Origin of the sequence: Burkholderia sp. CpTa8-5, from assembly GCF_017815045.1 — a bacterium.
GTDB classification, from domain to species: Bacteria; Pseudomonadota; Gammaproteobacteria; order Burkholderiales; family Burkholderiaceae; genus Burkholderia; species Burkholderia sola.
This window is the reverse complement of record NZ_JAGIQD010000032.1, coordinates 15,861-33,129: the sequence shown is the minus strand read 5'-3', so window position 1 is coordinate 33,129 and position 17,269 is coordinate 15,861. Positions and strand designations below refer to the sequence as shown.

General features: G+C 67.8%; 12 protein-coding genes. 9 read left to right on the top strand and 3 right to left on the bottom strand.

The window, feature by feature from the left end:
• Nucleotides 1–2 precede the first annotated feature (2 nt).
• The 5 genes from J8I35_RS30310 (at nucleotide 3) to J8I35_RS30290 (ending at nucleotide 5,847) form a co-directional block, all read left to right on the top strand.
• On the top strand, nucleotides 3–467 hold the full coding sequence (locus J8I35_RS30310) for a peptidase (protein WP_209928576.1): 465 nt from the start codon (nucleotides 3–5) through the stop codon (nucleotides 465–467).
• 267 nt (nucleotides 468–734) lie between these two features.
• A complete protein-coding gene (locus tag J8I35_RS30305; RefSeq protein ID WP_006490421.1) occupies nucleotides 735–1,439 on the top strand; it encodes a response regulator transcription factor in 705 nt (234 codons plus the stop codon).
• The gene (locus J8I35_RS30300; protein ID WP_209928574.1) at nucleotides 1,436–2,797 is read left to right on the top strand and encodes a FecR domain-containing protein; all 1,362 of its coding nucleotides are present in this window, start codon (nucleotides 1,436–1,438) and stop codon (nucleotides 2,795–2,797) included. Before J8I35_RS30305 ends, J8I35_RS30300 begins: the two co-directional genes overlap by 4 nt.
• Nucleotides 2,798–2,807: 10 nt before the next feature.
• Complete coding sequence (locus tag J8I35_RS30295) at nucleotides 2,808–5,195, top strand: CHASE2 domain-containing protein (protein ID WP_209928572.1); 2,388 nt, start codon at nucleotides 2,808–2,810, stop codon at nucleotides 5,193–5,195.
• A 37-nt stretch (nucleotides 5,196–5,232) separates the two neighbouring features.
• Entirely contained in the window at nucleotides 5,233–5,847 is a 615-nt protein-coding gene (locus J8I35_RS30290; protein ID WP_124595271.1) for a DUF4136 domain-containing protein, read from the top strand.
• A gap of 54 nt (nucleotides 5,848–5,901) precedes the next feature.
• Here the strand turns inward: J8I35_RS30290 and galU are convergent, their stop codons facing one another.
• Together galU and J8I35_RS30280 are read right to left on the bottom strand one after the other, a co-directional pair.
• Complete coding sequence (gene galU / locus J8I35_RS30285) at nucleotides 5,902–6,786, bottom strand: UTP--glucose-1-phosphate uridylyltransferase GalU (protein ID WP_050017561.1); 885 nt, start codon at nucleotides 6,784–6,786, stop codon at nucleotides 5,902–5,904.
• Between the two features lie 87 nt (nucleotides 6,787–6,873).
• Complete coding sequence (locus tag J8I35_RS30280; protein ID WP_209928570.1) at nucleotides 6,874–9,741, bottom strand: valine--tRNA ligase; 2,868 nt, start codon at nucleotides 9,739–9,741, stop codon at nucleotides 6,874–6,876.
• 404 nt (nucleotides 9,742–10,145) lie between these two features.
• Between J8I35_RS30280 and J8I35_RS30275 the strand changes: the two genes are divergently transcribed.
• The 3 genes from J8I35_RS30275 (at nucleotide 10,146) to J8I35_RS30265 (ending at nucleotide 13,865) form a co-directional block, all read left to right on the top strand.
• Nucleotides 10,146–10,565, top strand: a complete 420-nt coding sequence (locus tag J8I35_RS30275) for a T6SS amidase immunity protein Tai4 family protein (protein ID WP_209928568.1) — start codon at nucleotides 10,146–10,148, stop codon at nucleotides 10,563–10,565.
• Between the two features lie 142 nt (nucleotides 10,566–10,707).
• Nucleotides 10,708–13,071 carry a UvrD-helicase domain-containing protein gene (locus J8I35_RS30270; RefSeq protein ID WP_050017558.1) on the top strand — a complete coding sequence of 788 codons (2,364 nt, stop codon included), beginning with the start codon at nucleotides 10,708–10,710 and terminating at the stop codon, nucleotides 13,069–13,071.
• A complete protein-coding gene (locus J8I35_RS30265) occupies nucleotides 13,068–13,865 on the top strand; it encodes a 5'-methylthioadenosine/adenosylhomocysteine nucleosidase (RefSeq protein ID WP_124557266.1) in 798 nt (265 codons plus the stop codon). The genes J8I35_RS30270 and J8I35_RS30265 overlap by 4 nt, the downstream gene beginning before the upstream one ends.
• Nucleotides 13,866–13,936: 71 nt before the next feature.
• Here J8I35_RS30265 and J8I35_RS30260 read toward each other — a convergent pair whose 3' ends face one another.
• Complete coding sequence (locus J8I35_RS30260) at nucleotides 13,937–15,172, bottom strand: MFS transporter (RefSeq protein ID WP_209928566.1); 1,236 nt, start codon at nucleotides 15,170–15,172, stop codon at nucleotides 13,937–13,939.
• A gap of 405 nt (nucleotides 15,173–15,577) precedes the next feature.
• Between J8I35_RS30260 and J8I35_RS30255 the strand changes: the two genes are divergently transcribed.
• Nucleotides 15,578–17,251, top strand: a complete 1,674-nt coding sequence (locus J8I35_RS30255) for a methyl-accepting chemotaxis protein (protein ID WP_124557264.1) — start codon at nucleotides 15,578–15,580, stop codon at nucleotides 17,249–17,251.
• The last annotated feature ends 18 nt before the right edge of the window (nucleotides 17,252–17,269 follow it).

Genomic DNA, 17,269 nt, shown 5'->3' with positions numbered 1-17,269 from the left:
ACATGTCCTTCAGACCAGGGACCCTTCGAAGTCCGTCCGGAGCGGAAAGCATCGCGCCCGTGCGCACCTCGGAATTGAGCCGGATCGAGCTCGATCCGCAACAGGACCGCCACGCGCGTGCCGCGCTGGAGGCCTATGCGGATTCGGCCGCGGCCGAGATGCCGTGGCTGGCCGAATGGCTGGACGAACGGCTGCGCGACGCCGCGCGGGACGACGGCGCGGGCCCGACCTACTGCGGTGCGACGATCGAACGCGTGTTCGATCTGGCGCAGGCATGGGCGGCGGGCCAGCCCGACTACGTGGCCGGCGCGTGGGAGCGCGTGCGCGACCAGTTGCAGCGGATGCTGGGGCAGCCCGCGCTGGGGCAGCCCATGCTGGCGCAACCGCCGTTGCCGCAGCGGCCGTCGCCGCGCATGCCGACGGTTGATTTCGCCGAGCCGGTGGCCGGCATCGCGGGCGCCGAATAGGCGTCCGGTTGCGCAAGAGAAAGGATTATTCGAAGAAAGGGCGATAGTCCGCGCAATTTCTTGGCGAATTTCATACTACTATGATGAAATCGCCGGTTCGTCCGTGCCCCGTTTTTGAGATATTTAGCCGGGGTCGCCGGCTTGCGCAGGAGGCGCGAGCGGCGAACGACGGCTCGCCGGCCGGTATCCGGACGCCGCGCACAGGTGGCGCGGCCGGGGCAGGCGCGGGAGCCGAGTGGACGAGTCGACTTCGATTTGCGGGGTGCTATGAGAATTGCTGTACTGGATGACGATCCGGCCCAGACGGATTTCGTCAGTCAAACGCTGACGGCCGTCGGCCATACGTGCTATGCGTTCAAGGAAGGCAAGGCCCTGAAGAAGCGCCTGCAGCGCGAGACGTTCGACCTGCTGGTGCTCGACTGGAACGTGCCCGACATGTCCGGCGAGGAAGTGCTCAAGTGGGTGCGGGCGAACCAGACCGAGCACAGCCTGCCGATCATCTTCATGACGAGCCGCGACGACGAGGCGGGAATCACGCAGATCCTCAACGCCGGCGCCGACGATTACGTGGTCAAGCCCGTGTCGGGCCCGATCCTGCGCGCACGTATCGGTTCGCTGCTGCGCCGCGCGTATCCGGTCAATGCCGAGGCCACCGTCCGCGAGTTCGACCAGTTCCGTTTCGACGTGAACCTGAAGCAGGCGTACGTCGGCGACAAGGCTGTGAGTCTCACGCAAAAGGAATTCGAGCTCGCGCTGCTGCTGTTCCAGCATCTCGACCGGCCGCTGTCGCGCGCGCACATTCTCGACCTCGTATGGAAGCAGGCGACCGACATTCCGTCGCGCACGATGGATACGCACATTTCGATGCTGCGCACCAAGCTCGGCCTGCGGCCCGAAAACGGCTACCGTCTCGCGCCGATCTACGGATACGGCTACCGGCTCGAACGGGTCGGCCAGGGGGAACCGGAGTGACCGCGCGCATCACGCGGCGCACGGCGGGCCTGTGCACGGCGGCGCTGCGCGCGGCCTGCGCGGTCGCATTCGCGTTCGCCGCGCAGCAGGCCGCGGCGCAGCCGCCCGCCGCCGCGGGCAAGACGGTCGTCTATCGCACGCAGGCGGGCGACACGCTGTACGACGTCGCCGCGCGCTACCTGCAGGGCGTGGACGACTGGCACCTGCTCCAGCAGATCAACGGCGTGCCGGCGCCGAAGCGCCTGCAGCCCGGCATCGCGCTGAAGCTGCCGGTCGCGCGCCTGCGCAAGGAAAAGCTCACCGCACGCGTGATCGCGGTGCAGGGCACGGCCGAGCGCGCGTCCGGCGCCGCCTTCGCGCCGCTCGCGAACGATGCGACGCTCGCCGAAGGCGACCGCGTGCGTACCGGTCCGAACGGCTTCGTGACGATCGAGCTGACCGACGGCACGCACATGAGCCTGCCGCCCGACAGCCAGCTCGACCTGAAGTCGCTGCGCCGCACGGTGCTGACCGGCACGCTCGATCGCGAGTTCGAACTCACGCGTGGCTCGGTCGACAGCGAAGTCACCCACCTGAAGAAACGCGACGACCGCTTCCAGATCCGCTCGCCGTCGGTCGTCGCCGGCGTGCGCGGCACGCGCTTTCGCGTGAACTACGACGCGGCCGGCACGGCGTCGACGCGCGTCGAAGTGCTCGACGGCACCGTCGGCGTCGCGGGCGGCCGCAAGCCGGCCGGCGCGACGCTCGTGCATGCGAACTTCGGCAGCGTCGCGACGTCGTCGGGTGCGGTCGGCGCGCCGATCGCGCTGCTGGGCGCACCCGCGCTCGAGCATCCCGACAAGGTGCAGGACGAGCCCGACGTCGCGTTCGACATCGCGCCGCTCGAGCAAGCGCATGCGTACCGCGTGCAGCTCGCGCACGATGCGGGGCTGATGGACCTGTTCCGCGAGACACGCACCGATTCGCCGCGCGCGGTGTTCCGCGACGTGCCGAACGGCAACTACTTCGTGCGGATCGCCGCGATCGATGCGAACGGCCTCGAGGGGCTGCCGCGCACCTATGCGTTCGAACGCCGCGTGATGGGGCTCGACGCGAGCGCGTCGCCGGGCGCCGGCGGTTACGAGTTCCGCTGGTCGCCGAACGGGGCGGGCAAGAACGCGCGTTACCGGTTCGTGCTGTCGCGCTCGAAGGACCTGAGCGCGCCGGTCGTCGATCAGGTCGGCCTGCACGCGCGCCAGATCACCGTCGCGCACCTGCCGCCGGGCGACTATTTCTGGGCGGTGACCGTCGAGGAATTCGAAGGCGGCAAGTTCTACGAGAAGACCAGTCCGGTCAGCGCGTTCACGTTGTCGCGCTGACCCGCGGCGCATGAAACCCGATTCCGTTTCCACACGGCGGCACCTCGGCCGCCGCTTCCTGATCGAATGGATCGCGATCGGCTGCCTCGGGGTCGCGGTGATCCTCGCGTGCGCGCTCGGCCGCCTGTCGTCGAGCGTCGACGGACTGATCTACGACCGGCTGCTGATGCTGCGCAGCCTGCCGCTGTCGCCCGACGTGGTGGTCGTCGACATCGACAACGAGAGCGTGTCCGCGCTCGGCCGCTGGCCGTGGTCGCGCGACGTGCATGCGCGGCTGCTCGACACGCTCGCGCGCGCGCAGCCGGCCGCCGTCGTCTACGACGTGCTGTTTACCGAACCGTCGCCCGAGGATCGCGCGTTCGCGGACGCGATGAGCCGCGTGCCGACCTTCCTGCCGGTGCTGCTGAGCCCCGAGCAGGCGGACGGCACGCGTTCCGTCGATCCGCCGGTCGCCGCGCTCGCGGCGCGCGCGACGGGGCTCGGCCATATCAATCTCGAAGTCGATCGCGACGGCATCGTGCGCAGCGTCGCGCTGTTCGAAAGCGACGGCCGCGTGCGCTGGCCGCAATTGATGGTGCCCGTCTATCGTGCGATCCAGGCCGGCCGGCTGCATCCGGTCGGCGGCGTGCCCGGCGCGAACGCGCACGACCTGTCGCGCGATGCGGCGGGCGACGGCCGCTACCTGATTCCGTTCAGCCGCAACACGCCCGCGTATCCGACGCTGTCGTTCGACGACGTGCTCGAAGGGCGCGTGAAGCCCGACGCGCTGCGCGGCAAGATCGTCGTCGTCGGCGTGACGGCGTCCGGGCTGTACGATCGCTTCGCGACGCCGGTGTCCGGCGAATTCGGCCCGCTCGCCGGCGTGTACATCCATGCGAACGTGCTCGACATGCTGGCGACCGGCAGTGCGATCTCGCCCGCGTCGCCCCTGGGGCTGTTCGTCGCGTCGCTGCTGCCGCTCGCCGTGTTGCTGGGCGGCTTCCTGATGTTGTCGCCGTGGCGTGCGCTGCTGCTGACGCTGAGCCTCGCCGCGCTCGCCGTCGTCGCGAGCCTGGCGCTGCTGTTCGAGGCGCGCATCTGGCTGACGCCGGCACCCGCGATCTTCGGGCTGATCGCCGTCTACCCGATCTGGAACTGGCGGCGGCTGGAAATGACGATGTCGTACCTGCGCCGCGAGCTGCAGAAGCTCGCCGACGAGCCGCACCTGCTGCCCGAGGCGCCGCGTACGCGCAGCGTCGGCGGCGACGTGCTGGAGCGGCAGATGGCGCTGATGGCGCAGGCCGCGCAGCGCGTGCAGGACATGAAGCGCTTCGTGTGGGACAGCCTCGACAGCATGCCCGAGCCGATCTTCGTGACCGATCTCGCCGGCACCGTGCTGATCGCGAACCACGCGGCGAAACGCTACGGGTCGCGGCTCGCGCTGCCGCTGCCGGAAGGGCGGCCGCTGCGCACGGCGCTCGGCGAGCTGACGTTCATGAAGACGGTCGACGGCAACGCCGAGCACGACGCGGCGATCCGCGAGCGCTGGCCGGCCGCGCTCGACCCGACGCTCGAGGACGAGCACGACGCGATGGCGCGCGGTATCGAGGTGCGCGATCGCGACGGGCTCGACCATCTGCTACGCTACGCGGCGTGTACGAACGCGCAAGGGCGCGTGACGGGCTGGATCGCCGGCCTCGTCGACGTGACCGAGCTGCACGCGGCCGAACGGCATCGCGAGGAAGCGCTGCACCTGCTGTCGCACGACATGCGCTCGCCGCAGTCGTCGATTCTCGCGCTGGTCGAGATCGAGCGCGACCGCGTCGACAGCGACGCGATGCGCGGGTTGCTCGCGCGGATCGAGCGCTATGCGCATCGCGCGCTGTCGCTCGCCGACGAGTTCGTGCAACTGGCGCGCGCGGAGTCGCAGGCGTACCAGCTCGAGGTGACGAGCCTCGTCGACGTGCTGATCGACGCGAGCGACGAGGTGTGGCCGCAGGCGCAGGCGAAGCACATCCGCGTCGAGACCGACGTGGGCGCCGACATGTGCTGGGTGCGCGCGGACCGCTCGCTGATCACGCGCGCCTTCGTGAACCTGCTGAACAACGCGGTCAAATACAGTCCGTCCGACACGGTGATCACGTGTACGCTGACGGTCGAGCACGCATCGAAGCGGATGTTCTGTACGATTCGCGATCAGGGATACGGCATTGCGCCGGAAGATCAGCGGCATCTGTTCGAGCGTTTCAAGCGATTCCATGCCGGCGAGCGGCCCGAAATCTCGGGCTCCGGGCTCGGCATGGCATTCGTGAAGACGGTCGTCACGCGCCATGGGGGCAGCGTGTCGGTCGACAGCGAAGTGGGTGTCGGCACCGCGGTGACGGTGTCGCTGCCCGCGATCGACGAGCCGTCCGCCTGACAGGGCCGGGCGCGACGGCAGGTATTTGGGGAAAGCCATGAGAAAGCAATGGGCGGCGACCGCGCTGGCGGCGTCGCTGTTGACGGGTTGCGCGGGCGTGACGAGCGGCGTGAGTGCGCTCGGGCAGCCGAATGCATTTGCATCGGGGGCGCACGGCTACGATTTCGTGCGGACGGCCGCGCAGGCGGGCGACGCCGAGTATCGGCAGATCGAGACGCTCGTGCGCGACGAACTCGCGCGCCGCGGCTTCGATGCGCAGCCGCTCAAGGACGCGCGCTATCGGTTGTCGATCGCGTATGCGACGCAGCCGGCGGCGGTCGCGGCGAGCGCCGCCGGCTGCGGCGCGGCGAGCAGCGCATGCGTGACGGTCGACGGGCCCGCGCCGTTCGCGCTGCCGTTCATGGGCCGCGTGTACCGTCACGTGCTGACGCTGCGCTTCGTCGATGCGAAATCGGGCGCCGACGTCTATCGCGTGTCGGCGTCGCTGCGCGACCGCGATCCGGGCACGCAGCAGGCCGCGCCGGCGCTCGTGAAGAGCGCGCTGGCGAAGGTGCCGTTCGGCGACGGCAGCGGCTGGCTCGTCAAGACGAAAAAAGACGACGCGGGCGGCATGCCGGGCGTCGTCTCGGTGAAGCCGGCCGACGCGCACTGACAGCGCTGGCCGCGAGGTGAGGGCGGGCCCGCCGGGGGCGGGCCCTTGCCGCGTTCAGACGGTCGGTTGTCCGCCGTCGCGCGTGCGCAGGTACGTTTCGAACTCCGCACCGACTTCCGGGTGGCGCAGCGCGAATTCGACCGTCGCCTTCAGGTAGCCGAGCTTGCTGCCGCAGTCGTAGCGCGTGCCCTGATACTTGTAGGCCAGCACCTGTTCGTCGGCGAGCAGCGCCTGGATCGCGTCGGTGAGCTGCAGTTCGCCGCCCGCGCCCGGCTTCAGCGCACGCAGATGCTCGAAGATCCGCGGCTTCAGGATGTAGCGGCCGACCACGCCGAGGTTCGACGGCGCGACTTCCGGCGCCGGCTTCTCGACGATCGCCGACATCTTGACGATCGACTCTTCCCATTCCTTGCCGTCGACGATCCCGTACGACTTCGTCTCCGACGGCGGGATCTCTTCGACGCCGATCACCGAGCTGTGATAGTGGTCGAACACGTCGACCATCTGCTTCATCACCGGCGGGTTGCCGTCGAGCAGGTCGTCCGCGAGGATCACCGCGAACGGGTTGTCGGCGACCAGCTTTTCCGCACACAGCACCGCGTGGCCGAGGCCGAGCGCTTCCGGCTGGCGCACGTAGAAGCAGTCGACATGGCTCGGCTTGATGCTGCGCACGAGTTCGAGCAGCTTTTCCTTGCCGCGCGCCTCGAGTTCGGCCTCGACCTCGTACGACTTGTCGAAGTGATCCTCGATCGCGCGCTTGCTGCGCCCGGTGACGAAGATCATCTCGGTGATGCCCGCCGCGATCGCTTCCTCGACCGCGTACTGGATCAGCGGCTTGTCGACGACGGGCAGCATTTCCTTCGGGCTCGCCTTCGTTGCCGGCAGGAACCGCGTGCCGAGGCCGGCCACGGGGAATACCGCCTTGGTGACTTTCAACATGATCGAACCTTTATTCCTGTAATCGACTTGTCAGACGGTCTATGTTCACGTTCGCATTATATTGAACGCAAATGACCTTACCGTTTGTTACGCAGGCAACCGATCGAGCTGCGCACGCAGTTTGTCGAGCGTGCTCTGGAATTCCGCGACGCGTTTCTGCTCCTGTTCGACCACGGCCGGCGGCGCTTTCGCGACGAACGCCTCGTTGCCGAGCTTCGCGTTGCATTTGGCGATCTCGCCCGTCAGGCGCGTGATTTCCTTCGACAGGCGCTCGCGTTCGGCCGCGACGTCGATCTCCACCTTCAGCACCAGCTTGTTCGGGCCGACGATCGCGATCGGCGCGCCGTGCGCTTGCCGGTCGAGCGTCGCTTCGTCCGCGAGGATCTGCACGTCCGACAGGCGCGCGAGCGCCTGCACGTACGGCGCGAACGAGCGCAGGCGCTCGGCGTCGCCGGCGGCCAGCAGCGGCACCTTGGTGGCCGGCGACAGGTTCATCTCGCCGCGCAGGTTGCGGCACGCGTCGACGATCGCCTTCAGGTCGGCCACCCACTGTTCGGACGCCTCGTCGAGCTTCTGCAGGTTCGCGACCGGATACGCCTGCGTCATCAGCGACGCTTCGCCCTCGGCCTTGCCTTGCGGATAGCGGCCGGCGAGCGGCGCGACCTTTTGCCAGAGCGCCTCGGTGATGAACGGGATGACCGGGTGTGCGAGGCGCAGCACCGTTTCGAGCACGCGCAGCAGCGTGCGGCGCGTCGCGCGCTGTTGTTCCGGCGTGCCGTTCTGGATCTGCACCTTCGCGAGCTCCAGATACCAGTCGCAGTACTCGTCCCACACGAACTTGTAGATGCTGCTCGCGATGTTGTCGAAGCGGTAATCGGCGAAACCCTTTGCGATGTCGGCTTCGGTGCGCTGCAAGAGCGACACGATCCAGCGGTCGGCCGCCGAGAAGTCGAGGTAGCCGCCGGGGCCGCAGTCGCCCGCGCCGCACACTTCCGGCTTGTCGGCGCCGCAGTCGTGGCCTTCGCAGTTCATCAGCACGAAGCGCGTCGCGTTCCACAGCTTGTTGCAGAAGTTGCGATAGCCTTCGCAGCGCGCGAGGTCGAAGTTCACGTTGCGGCCGAGCGTCGCCATCGACGCCATCGTGAAGCGCAGCGCGTCGGTGCCGAACGCGGGGATGCCGTCCGGGAATTCCTTGCGCGTCTTCTTCTCGATCGTCGCGGCCTGCTTCGGGTTCATCAGGCCCGTCGTGCGCTTCGCGACCAGCGCCTCGAGGTCGATGCCGTCGACGATGTCGATCGGGTCGAGCGTGTTGCCCTTGCTCTTCGACATCTTCTGGCCTTCCGCGTCGCGCACGAGGCCGTGCATGTAGACGGTATGGAACGGCACCTTGCCGGTGAAGTGCGTGGTCATCATCACCATCCGGGCGACCCAGAAGAAGATGATGTCGAAGCCGGTGACGAGCACCGACGACGGCAGGAAGTGCTTCAGTTCGGGCGTTTCGTTCGGCCAGCCGAGCGACGAGAACGGCACGAGCGCCGACGAGAACCACGTGTCGAGCACGTCTTCGTCGCGCTTGAGCGCCCCCGTGTAGCCCTTTGCAGCGGCCTGCGCGCGTGCGTCTTCCTCGTTGCGGGCGACGAACACCTCGCCGTTCTCGCCGTACCACGCGGGGATCTGGTGGCCCCACCACAGCTGGCGCGAGATGCACCAGTCCTGGATGTTCTCGAGCCACTGGTAGTAGGTGGTCGTCCAGTTTTCCGGGACGAACTTGATCTGGCCGTCGCGCACGACGTCGAGCGATACCTCGGTGATCGACTTGCCAGGATGGAACGTGCCTTCCGGCGCCGGCTTCGTCATCGCGACGAACCACTGGTCGGTCAGCAGCGGCTCGATCACGACGCCCGTGCGGTCGCCGCGCGGCACCATCAGCTTGTGCGGCTTCACGGAGTCGAGGAAGCCTTGCGCGTCGAGGTCGGCGACGATCGCCTTGCGCGCGTCGAAGCGGTCAAGGCCGCGATACTGTTCGGGGCCGTTGTCGTTGATCTTCGCGTCGAGCGTCAGGATCTCGATCGGCGCGAGCTTGTGGCGCAGGCCGACCTGGTAGTCGTTGAAGTCGTGCGCGGGCGTGACCTTCACGACGCCGGTGCCGAATTCGCGGTCGACGTAGTCGTCGGCGATCACCGGAATCTCGCGGCCCGTCAGCGGCAGCGTGACGAGCTTGCCGATCAGGTGCGCGTAGCGTTCGTCTTCCGGATGGACCATCAGCGCGACGTCGCCGAGCATCGTCTCGGGACGCGTGGTGGCGACCGTCAGCGAGCCCGAGCCGTCGACGAGCGGGTAGCGGATGTGCCACAGGTGGCCGTTTTCTTCCTCGCTGACGACTTCGAGATCCGACACGGCGGTGAGCAGCACCGGATCCCAGTTGACGAGGCGCTTGCCGCGGTAGATCAGCCCTTGTTCATACAGCGTGACGAACACGTCGCGCACGGCGGCCGACATCTTGTCGTCCATCGTGAAGTATTCGCGCGACCAGTCGGTCGACGCGCCGAGGCGGCGCACCTGGTCCGTGATCGTCGAACCGGATTTCTGCTTCCATTCCCACACGCGCTCGACGAACTTCTCGCGGCCGAGGTCGTGGCGCGACACGCCCTGCGCGTCGAGCTGGCGCTCGACGACGATCTGCGTGGCGATCCCCGCGTGGTCGGTGCCGGGCACCCACAGCGTGTTCTCGCCGAGCATCCGGTGATAGCGGGCGAGGCCGTCCATGATCGTCTGGTTGAACGCGTGGCCCATGTGCAGCGTGCCCGTCACGTTCGGCGGCGGCAACTGGATCGCGAAATCGGGGCGGGACGGATCGAATGCCGGGGCGGCGTAGCCGCGTTTTTCCCACTCCGGCCCCCATTGGGACTCGATGGTGTGGGGTTCGAAGCTCTTCGCCAGCGTGTTGTCGCTCATGGTTGGAAATTTGCCGAAAAATGCTTGTTGGAGACTTGAACCGCACATTATAAGTCGCCGGGCGTCGAGCGGAGCCGTTCGCGGCTTACAGTCAGGTTCGTACGTGTCCAATTGCTGACGCGTGTTGGGACGGTTAACTTGCGGGTCAGGCTGCGGGTTTGAGTCGGCGAGGGCTTGCTGCCGCACCGGTCCGCCGTCGCCACCCAGGAGAATGGAGTGGTACGACCGACATTTGCCGCCGCGTGGGCGGCGTCAACGAAGATCTACGATCCGGCCCGTTCGGGCGAGAGCGTGGCACAGGTGATCGGGGGCAGCGTCGCTGCGCATATCCGGGATAAGACGAATCCTTGGCGGATGCCGGAGGCGAACTATCGCACTAGCCGCGCTTATTTCGGGGCGCTCAAATGAACATTTTTCGGGTGGTCTGCGCCGTCGCGCTATGTTCGGCACTGTCTGCCGAAGCAGCCGATTCTGTCATGGCCGTGCGGCGCACCAATGCGGAGAATTACAAGGACAGGGTGTTGGCGGCGTGCCTGTCGCTCGCTTACCGGGGATCGCCGGCAGGCAAGGATGCCGATGTCACCAACAGTGCGTTCCTGGAATGGACTTATTACGATGGGGAAAAAGGCGATCGGGCGGCTTGCAGAACACTATTTTTGCGCCGCGATTACGGCAATCCCGTGGAAGGTTACGCCGGGGCAAAATTTGCTCTGCTGAAATGCCTGGACCTGTATCACGGCCCCGAACTCGCCGAACAAGTTCGCCGGTATGTCCCTCATCCCGACTGGATCGGCGACCAACCTGCTGCCCCGCGCAGGAAATAACGCTGGTCACGCGTGCCGAAGCCGTCGCCGGCGGGGAAGGCGGCCTGTTGGGCCGCGATGCCACATCGGTTGGTCACGGTATCGCGCACGACGGACTTATAATGTCGGGTCCGCATTTTTCTCGCCCGTTAGCCGCCGCTCCATGCCCGATCTGCTCGCCAATCTGAACCCCGAACAACTCGCCGCCGTCACGTTGCCGAACGAACCGGCGCTGATCCTCGCAGGGGCGGGCAGCGGCAAGACCCGCGTGCTGATCACGCGCATCGCGTGGCTGATCCAGCAGGGCTATGCATCGCCGCCCACCGTGCTCGCCGTCACCTTCACGAACAAGGCCGCGCGCGAGATGATGGCGCGCCTGTCGGCGATGATGCCGATCGACACGCGCGGGATGTGGATCGGCACGTTCCACGGCCTGTGCAACCGGATGCTGCGCACGCACTGGCGCGACGCGGGCCTGCCGCAGACTTTCCAGATCCTCGATACGGCCGACCAGCTGTCCGCGATCAAGCGACTGATGAAAGCGGCGAACGTCGACGACGAAAAGTACCCGCCGAAGAACGTCCAGTACTTCATCAACAACGCGAAGGAGCAGGGGCTGCGCCCGGACAAGGTCGACGCGACCGACAACTTCAACCGCAAGTTCGTCGAGCTGTACCAGGCGTACGACCAGCAGTGCCAGCGCGAAGGCGTCGTCGATTTCCCCGAGCTGCTGCTGCGCTGCTACGAATTGCTCGCGTACAACGCGCCGCTGCGCGCGCACTACCAGGCGCGCTTCCGGCACATCCTCGTCGACGAGTTCCAGGACACCAACAAGCTGCAGTACGCGTGGCTCAAGATGCTCGCGGGCGGCGAGAACGCGATCTTCGCGGTCGGCGACGACGACCAGTCGATCTACGCATTCCGCGGCGCGAACGTCGGCAACATGCGCGACTTCGAGGACGAATTCCGCGTGCGCAACCTGATCAAGCTCGAGCAGAACTACCGGTCGCACGGCAACATCCTCGACGCGGCGAACCAGCTGATCTCGAACAACGCGCACCGCCTCGGCAAGAACCTGCGCACCGACGCCGGCCACGGCGAGCCCGTGCGCGTGTACGAAGCCAGCACCGATTCGCAGGAAGCCGGCTGGATCGTCGAGGAAATCCGCTCGCTGATCAATACCGGGATGGCGCGCAGCGAAGTGGCCGTCCTGTACCGCAGCAACGCGCAGTCGCGCTCGATCGAGCACACGCTGATGTCGTCGGGCATTCCGTACCGCGTGTACGGCGGCCTGCGCTTTTTCGAGCGGCAGGAAGTGAAGCATGCGCTCGCGTACCTGCGCCTGATCGACAACCCGAACGACGACACGGCATTCGCGCGCGTCGTGAACTTCCCGACTCGCGGGATCGGCGCGCGCTCGGTCGAGCAACTGGCCGACGCCGCACGGCTGTACGGCTGCTCGATGGCCGCCGCGATTCCGTACGTGACCGGCAAGGCCGGCACGAGCCTCGGCGGGTTCGCGAACCTGATCGCGAAGATGCGCGCCGACACGCAGCACATGAACCTGCCCGACACCGTCGAGCACATCGTGCGCGCGAGCGGCCTCGCCGATTTCTACCAGGGCGAACGCGAAGGTCAGGATCGCCTCGAAAACCTGCAGGAACTCGTGAACGCGGCCACCGCATTCATCGCCGAGGAAGGCTATGGGCTCGACACGCCGGCCCGCTCGATTCCGCTGCGCGCGGGCGCGATCGCGGCGCCCGAACTCGGTACCGCGACCGACGATCCGGCGGTCGACGTGCTCGATCCGGCATCGCCCGCCGACCCTGCCCAGAACCCCGACACGATGACGCCGCTCGCCGGCTTTCTGTCGCACGCGTCGCTGGAAGCAGGCGACAACCAGGCGCAGGCCGGCCAGGACGCGGTGCAGCTGATGACCGTGCACGCGGCGAAGGGGCTCGAGTTCTCGGCCGTGTTCATCACGGGGCTCGAGGAGGGGCTGTTCCCGCACGAGAACAGCGTGCTCGAATCGGATGGCCTGGAGGAGGAGCGCCGGCTGATGTACGTCGCGATCACGCGTGCGAAGGAGCGGCTCTACCTGTCGTTCGCGCAAAGCCGGATGCTGCATGGCCAGACCCGCTACAACGTACGCTCGCGCTTCTTCGACGAACTGCCGGAGCACGTGCTGAAGTGGCTCACGCCGAAGGTCGAGGCCGGGTCGCGCTGGGGCGGGCGCTCCGACAACGCCGGCTACGGGCGCGACTGGTTCGCGCGGCCGGGCGGCGGCAGCCGCGAGCAGATCGTCGATGCGGCCGTGTCCGCGCCGCTGCCCGCGTTCGCGGACAAGCAGCGCGCGGCCGACACCGGCTTCCGGGTCGGCCAGCAGGTGTTCCATACCAAGTTCGGCGAAGGCACGGTCACCGCGCTCGAAGGCAACGGCACCGATGCGAAGGCGCAGGTGAAGTTCAAGCGCCACGGCGAGAAATGGCTCGCGCTCGCGGTCGCGAAACTGCAGGCGGTGGAATGATGGACGTCGACCTCGTCGTTGCGCCTGCCGCGCGTCGGCTCGGCATTCTGGCCGCGCTGCCCGAGGAACTCGGCGACCTGATCGCCGCGATGCGCGCCGACGGCGCGATGAAGACGGTCACGCTCGGCCGCCGTGATTATCACGTTGGCACCGTGCACGGCGCGGCCTGCGTCGTCACGCTCGCGCGGGTCGGCAAGGTCGCGGCCGCCGCGACGGTCAGCGCGCTGATCCACGTGTTCGGCGTGTCGGGCGTGGTGTTTACCGGTGTCGCGGGCGGCGTGTCGCGCACGGTGCGGGTCGGCGACGTCGTCGTGGCCGATACGCTGCTGCAGCACGATCTCGACGCATCGCCGCTCTTTCCGCGCTACGAGGTGCCGCTGCTCGGCATCACGCGTTTCGCGACCGACGCGGCGCTGACGGCCCGCTTGCGGGCCGCATGCGCGCTGTTCGTCGAGGAAGAGGCCGCGCGGTTCGCCGAGCGCTTCGGGCTTGCCGGCGCGGCGCTGCACGCGGGGCTCGTCATCAGCGGCGACCGCTTCGTGTCGAGCGAGCGCGAAGTCGTCGCGCTGCGCGACGCGCTGCCGGACGCGCTCGCGGTCGAGATGGAAGGCGCCGCGATCGCCCAGGTATGTGCCGAACACGACGTGCCGTTCGCGCTCGTGCGCACGATCTCCGATACGGCCGACGATCACGCGACGCAGTCGTTCTCGCACTTCCTGTCGGCGATTGCGAGCAGCTATTCGTCGGGCATCCTCAAGCGTTTCCTGACGCTGCATGCGACGACGGCGGCCTGAAGCCACCGTCTCGTCTTTTCCGTTCAAACCGCTCGACCGGCCACGGTGCGTACGCCGCGGCCGGTCGTTCGTCACGCCTTTTTGCGCCCGCTGCCTTCGAGGTTCGGCAGGAACACCGTCAGCACGCCGATCAGCGGCAGGAACGAGCACACCTTGTAGACGAACGGGATGCTCGTCGCGTCCGCCAGCTGGCCGAGCACGGCCGCGCCGACGCCGCCCAGCCCGAACGCGAAGCCGAAGAACAGGCCCGCGACCATCCCGACCTTGCCGGGCATCAGCTCCGTCGCATAGACGAGGATCGCGGCGAACGCCGACGCCAGCACGACGCCGATGATCACGGTCAGCACGCTCGTCCAGAACAGGTTCGCGTACGGCAGCAGCATCGTGAATGGCGCGACGCCGAGGATCGACACCCAGATCACGTACTTGCGGCCGATCCGGTCGCCGACGGGCCCGCCGATCAGCGTGCCGGCCGCCACGGCCGCGAGGAACACGAACAGGTGGATCTGCGCGGCCTGCACCGACAGGTGGAACTTGTCGATCAGGTAGAACGTGAAATAGCTGTTGATGCTCGCGAGATAGAAGTACTTCGAGAACACGAGCAGCACCAGCACGCCGATCGCGCCCATCACGCGGCCGCGCGACAGCGTCGGGTGGCCGGCCGGTACGGCTTTCTTCTTCATCGACGGATGCTTCTTGTACCAGTGGCCGATCTGCGTGAGCACGATCATCGCGACGAGCGCGGCCGCCGAGAACCACGCGATGCTGTGCTGGCCGTGCGGAATGATCACGAGCGCGGCGAGCAGCGGCCCGAGCGCGGAGCCGGCGTTGCCGCCCACCTGGAACACCGACTGCGCGAGCCCGTGCTGGCCGCCCGACGCCATCCGCGCGACCCGCGACGATTCGGGATGGAACACCGACGAGCCGCAGCCGACGAGCGCCGCGGCCACCAGCAGCATCGGGAAACTCGACGCCGCCGACATCAGCAGCAGCCCCGCGAGCGTGAAGCCCATGCCGACCGGCAGCGAATACGGCTTCGGACGCTTGTCGGTATAGAGGCCGATGAGTGGCTGCAGCAGCGACGCGGTGATCTGGTAAGTGAGCGTGATCAGGCCGATCTGCGCGAACGACAGCGCGAACTGGCTCTTGAGCATCGGGTAGATCGCGAGGATCAGCGACTGGATCATGTCGTTGAGCATGTGCGAGAAGCTGATCGCGCCGAGCACCGGGTAGACGGTGCGGGCGACGGGCGGTGCGGACGGCTGAGCGACGGCTGGGCCGGCGCCGGAGTCGAGGCTGGTTTCCATGTGAGCTGAACGAGTTGAGGTGGCTGGCGCGCTCTGTTGGGGATCGGCGCGTGGTTGATTCGTTGATGCGTCAAAGAAGTGTAATGTGGCGTGTCACGAATGTCCTGCCAAGTTTTATCGCGAATCGGACATTCGTCGGACGGATCGGCCGATGCGTGCTTTTTTGGACGGGTATAACGCTGGCGGTGCGTTCGCCGCTTCAGCGGGGCCGCGCCGGGGCCCGGTGCGTGTTTTTCCGGACTCAAGAAACGGCGGTGGCGGCCGTAGAACGACCCAATGACAACACGCGCGCCGCGCCTGGCCCCGGCTACCCGCCGGGCGGGCGCCGGACGCGCGGCATGGCCTGCCATCGCGGGACCGCCGGACCGACCTTTCCGGCAGCGTGATCCATACGGGGATAGTTCGATGAAAGCAGCATCTTTGCATCCACAGCCCGGTGCGGCGGCCGCCGCATCCGGTGTTGCCGCCGGTCGTGTCGCACGGCGTGCGCGCGCGGCGCGTCGCGAGCGTCGGCCGTGGACCGTCAAGGCGACGTTGCGCGCCGCATTCGCGATCCTGCTGGCGGGCACGCTCGCGATCGGCGTGTTTTCGCTGTGGCAGATCAGCCGGCTGAACGCGTCGATCGCGTCGGTCTACGAACAGGGTCACGTCGCGAGCCGGGCGGCGGCTGAAGTCCGCGCCGAGGTGCTGCGCGCGAGCCGCGCGCAGAAGATGCTGCTGACCGCGACGACCGCGAAGGAGCGCGACGAACTCGGCGCAGACGTCAGCGCCGGGCTCGCGTCGATCGGCCAGGCGCTCGGCACGCTGCAGCGCTATGCGGATCCGGCCGATGCCGGCGATTCGGCGCGGCTGCACGCGTTCTCGACAGCGGTCGGCACGTGGAGCACGCATCTGCGCGATTTCGTCACGCTGGTGCGCGCGCAGCCGCTCGACCTGTCGCAGATGAACTGGCAGGTCGGCACGCAGGACGTGTCGCTGCTGGTCGAAACCGGCAAGCTCGAAAAACTCGTCGCCGAACTCGTGAAGACGCGCGGCGAGAAGTCGAAGGCGACGCTCGATGCGTCCGCCACCATTTTTTCGTCGTCGTTCGCGATGATCGCCGCGATGACGGCCGCATTGATCGTGCTGGCCGTCGTGATCGCCGAGCGCGTCGTGCGGCGTCTCGCGTCGCAGCTCGGCGGCGAGCCCGCGCTCGCGAAGGAGATCGCCGCGGACATCGCGCGCGGCGACCTGACGCGGCCGATCGCGCTCGGCCGGCACGATCGCGGCAGCATGGTGCGCGCGCTGGCCGAGATGCAGACGGGGCTCGCGGCCACCGTCGGCGAGATCGCGGTGAGCGCCGAGGCCATCGCGGCCGCGTCCGGCGAAATCTCGACCGGCAACCTCGACCTGTCGCGCCGCACCGAACAGCAGGCCGTCGCGCTCGAGCGCACCGCGGCCAGCATGGAGCAGCTCACGTCGACCGTGCGGCAGAACGCCGAGAATGCGCGTCAGGCGAGCTCGCTCGCGGCCAATGCGTCGGCGGTGGCGGAGACGGGCGGGGAGGTCGTCGGGCGCGTGGTCGCGACGATGAGCGAGATCGACGACAGCGCGAAGAACATCCGCGACATCATCGGCACGATCGAAGGGATCGCCTTCCAGACCAACATTCTCGCGTTGAACGCGGCGGTCGAGGCCGCGCGCGCCGGCGAGCAGGGGCGCGGTTTTTCGGTGGTCGCCGGCGAGGTGCGGCTGCTCGCGCAGCGCTCGGCGACCGCGGCCAAGGAGATCCGGGAGCTGATCGGCGCGTCGGTCGAGCGCGTGGCCAACGGCGCGGCGCTCGCGCACGACGCGGGCCGCACGATGGGCGACGTGGTGCGCGCGGTCAAGCGCGTGACCGACATCATCGGCGAGATTTCGGCGGCGTCGGACGAGCAGAGCGCGGGGATCGACGAAATCGGCCGCGCGGTCACGCAGATGGATGCCGGCACCCAGCAGAACGCGGCGCTCGTCGAACAGGCGGCGGCTGCCGCGAACGCGCTCGACGAGCAGGCTCAGGCGCTGAAGGCGCTGGTCGGGCGTTTCCGCATCGCACACTGAGCGTGCGGCGCGCCCCGG

Bases quoted from the DNA above. Each gene is read 5' to 3' on its own strand.
- galU (WP_050017561.1), bottom strand. From the start codon at position 6,786: ATGTTGAAAGTCACCAAGGCGGTATTCCCCGTGGCCGGCCTCGGCACG.
- J8I35_RS30265 (WP_124557266.1), top strand. From the start codon at position 13,068: ATGATGGACGTCGACCTCGTCGTTGCGCCTGCCGCGCGTCGGCTCGGC.
- J8I35_RS30260 (WP_209928566.1), bottom strand. From the start codon at position 15,172: ATGGAAACCAGCCTCGACTCCGGCGCCGGCCCAGCCGTCGCTCAGCCG.
- J8I35_RS30290 (WP_124595271.1), top strand. From the start codon at position 5,233: ATGAGAAAGCAATGGGCGGCGACCGCGCTGGCGGCGTCGCTGTTGACG.
- J8I35_RS30310 (WP_209928576.1), top strand. From the start codon at position 3: ATGTCCTTCAGACCAGGGACCCTTCGAAGTCCGTCCGGAGCGGAAAGC.
- J8I35_RS30270 (WP_050017558.1), top strand. From the start codon at position 10,708: ATGCCCGATCTGCTCGCCAATCTGAACCCCGAACAACTCGCCGCCGTC.
- J8I35_RS30255 (WP_124557264.1), top strand. From the start codon at position 15,578: ATGAAAGCAGCATCTTTGCATCCACAGCCCGGTGCGGCGGCCGCCGCA.
- J8I35_RS30280 (WP_209928570.1), bottom strand. From the start codon at position 9,741: ATGAGCGACAACACGCTGGCGAAGAGCTTCGAACCCCACACCATCGAG.
- J8I35_RS30305 (WP_006490421.1), top strand. From the start codon at position 735: ATGAGAATTGCTGTACTGGATGACGATCCGGCCCAGACGGATTTCGTC.
- J8I35_RS30275 (WP_209928568.1), top strand. From the start codon at position 10,146: ATGAACATTTTTCGGGTGGTCTGCGCCGTCGCGCTATGTTCGGCACTG.
- J8I35_RS30295 (WP_209928572.1), top strand. From the start codon at position 2,808: ATGAAACCCGATTCCGTTTCCACACGGCGGCACCTCGGCCGCCGCTTC.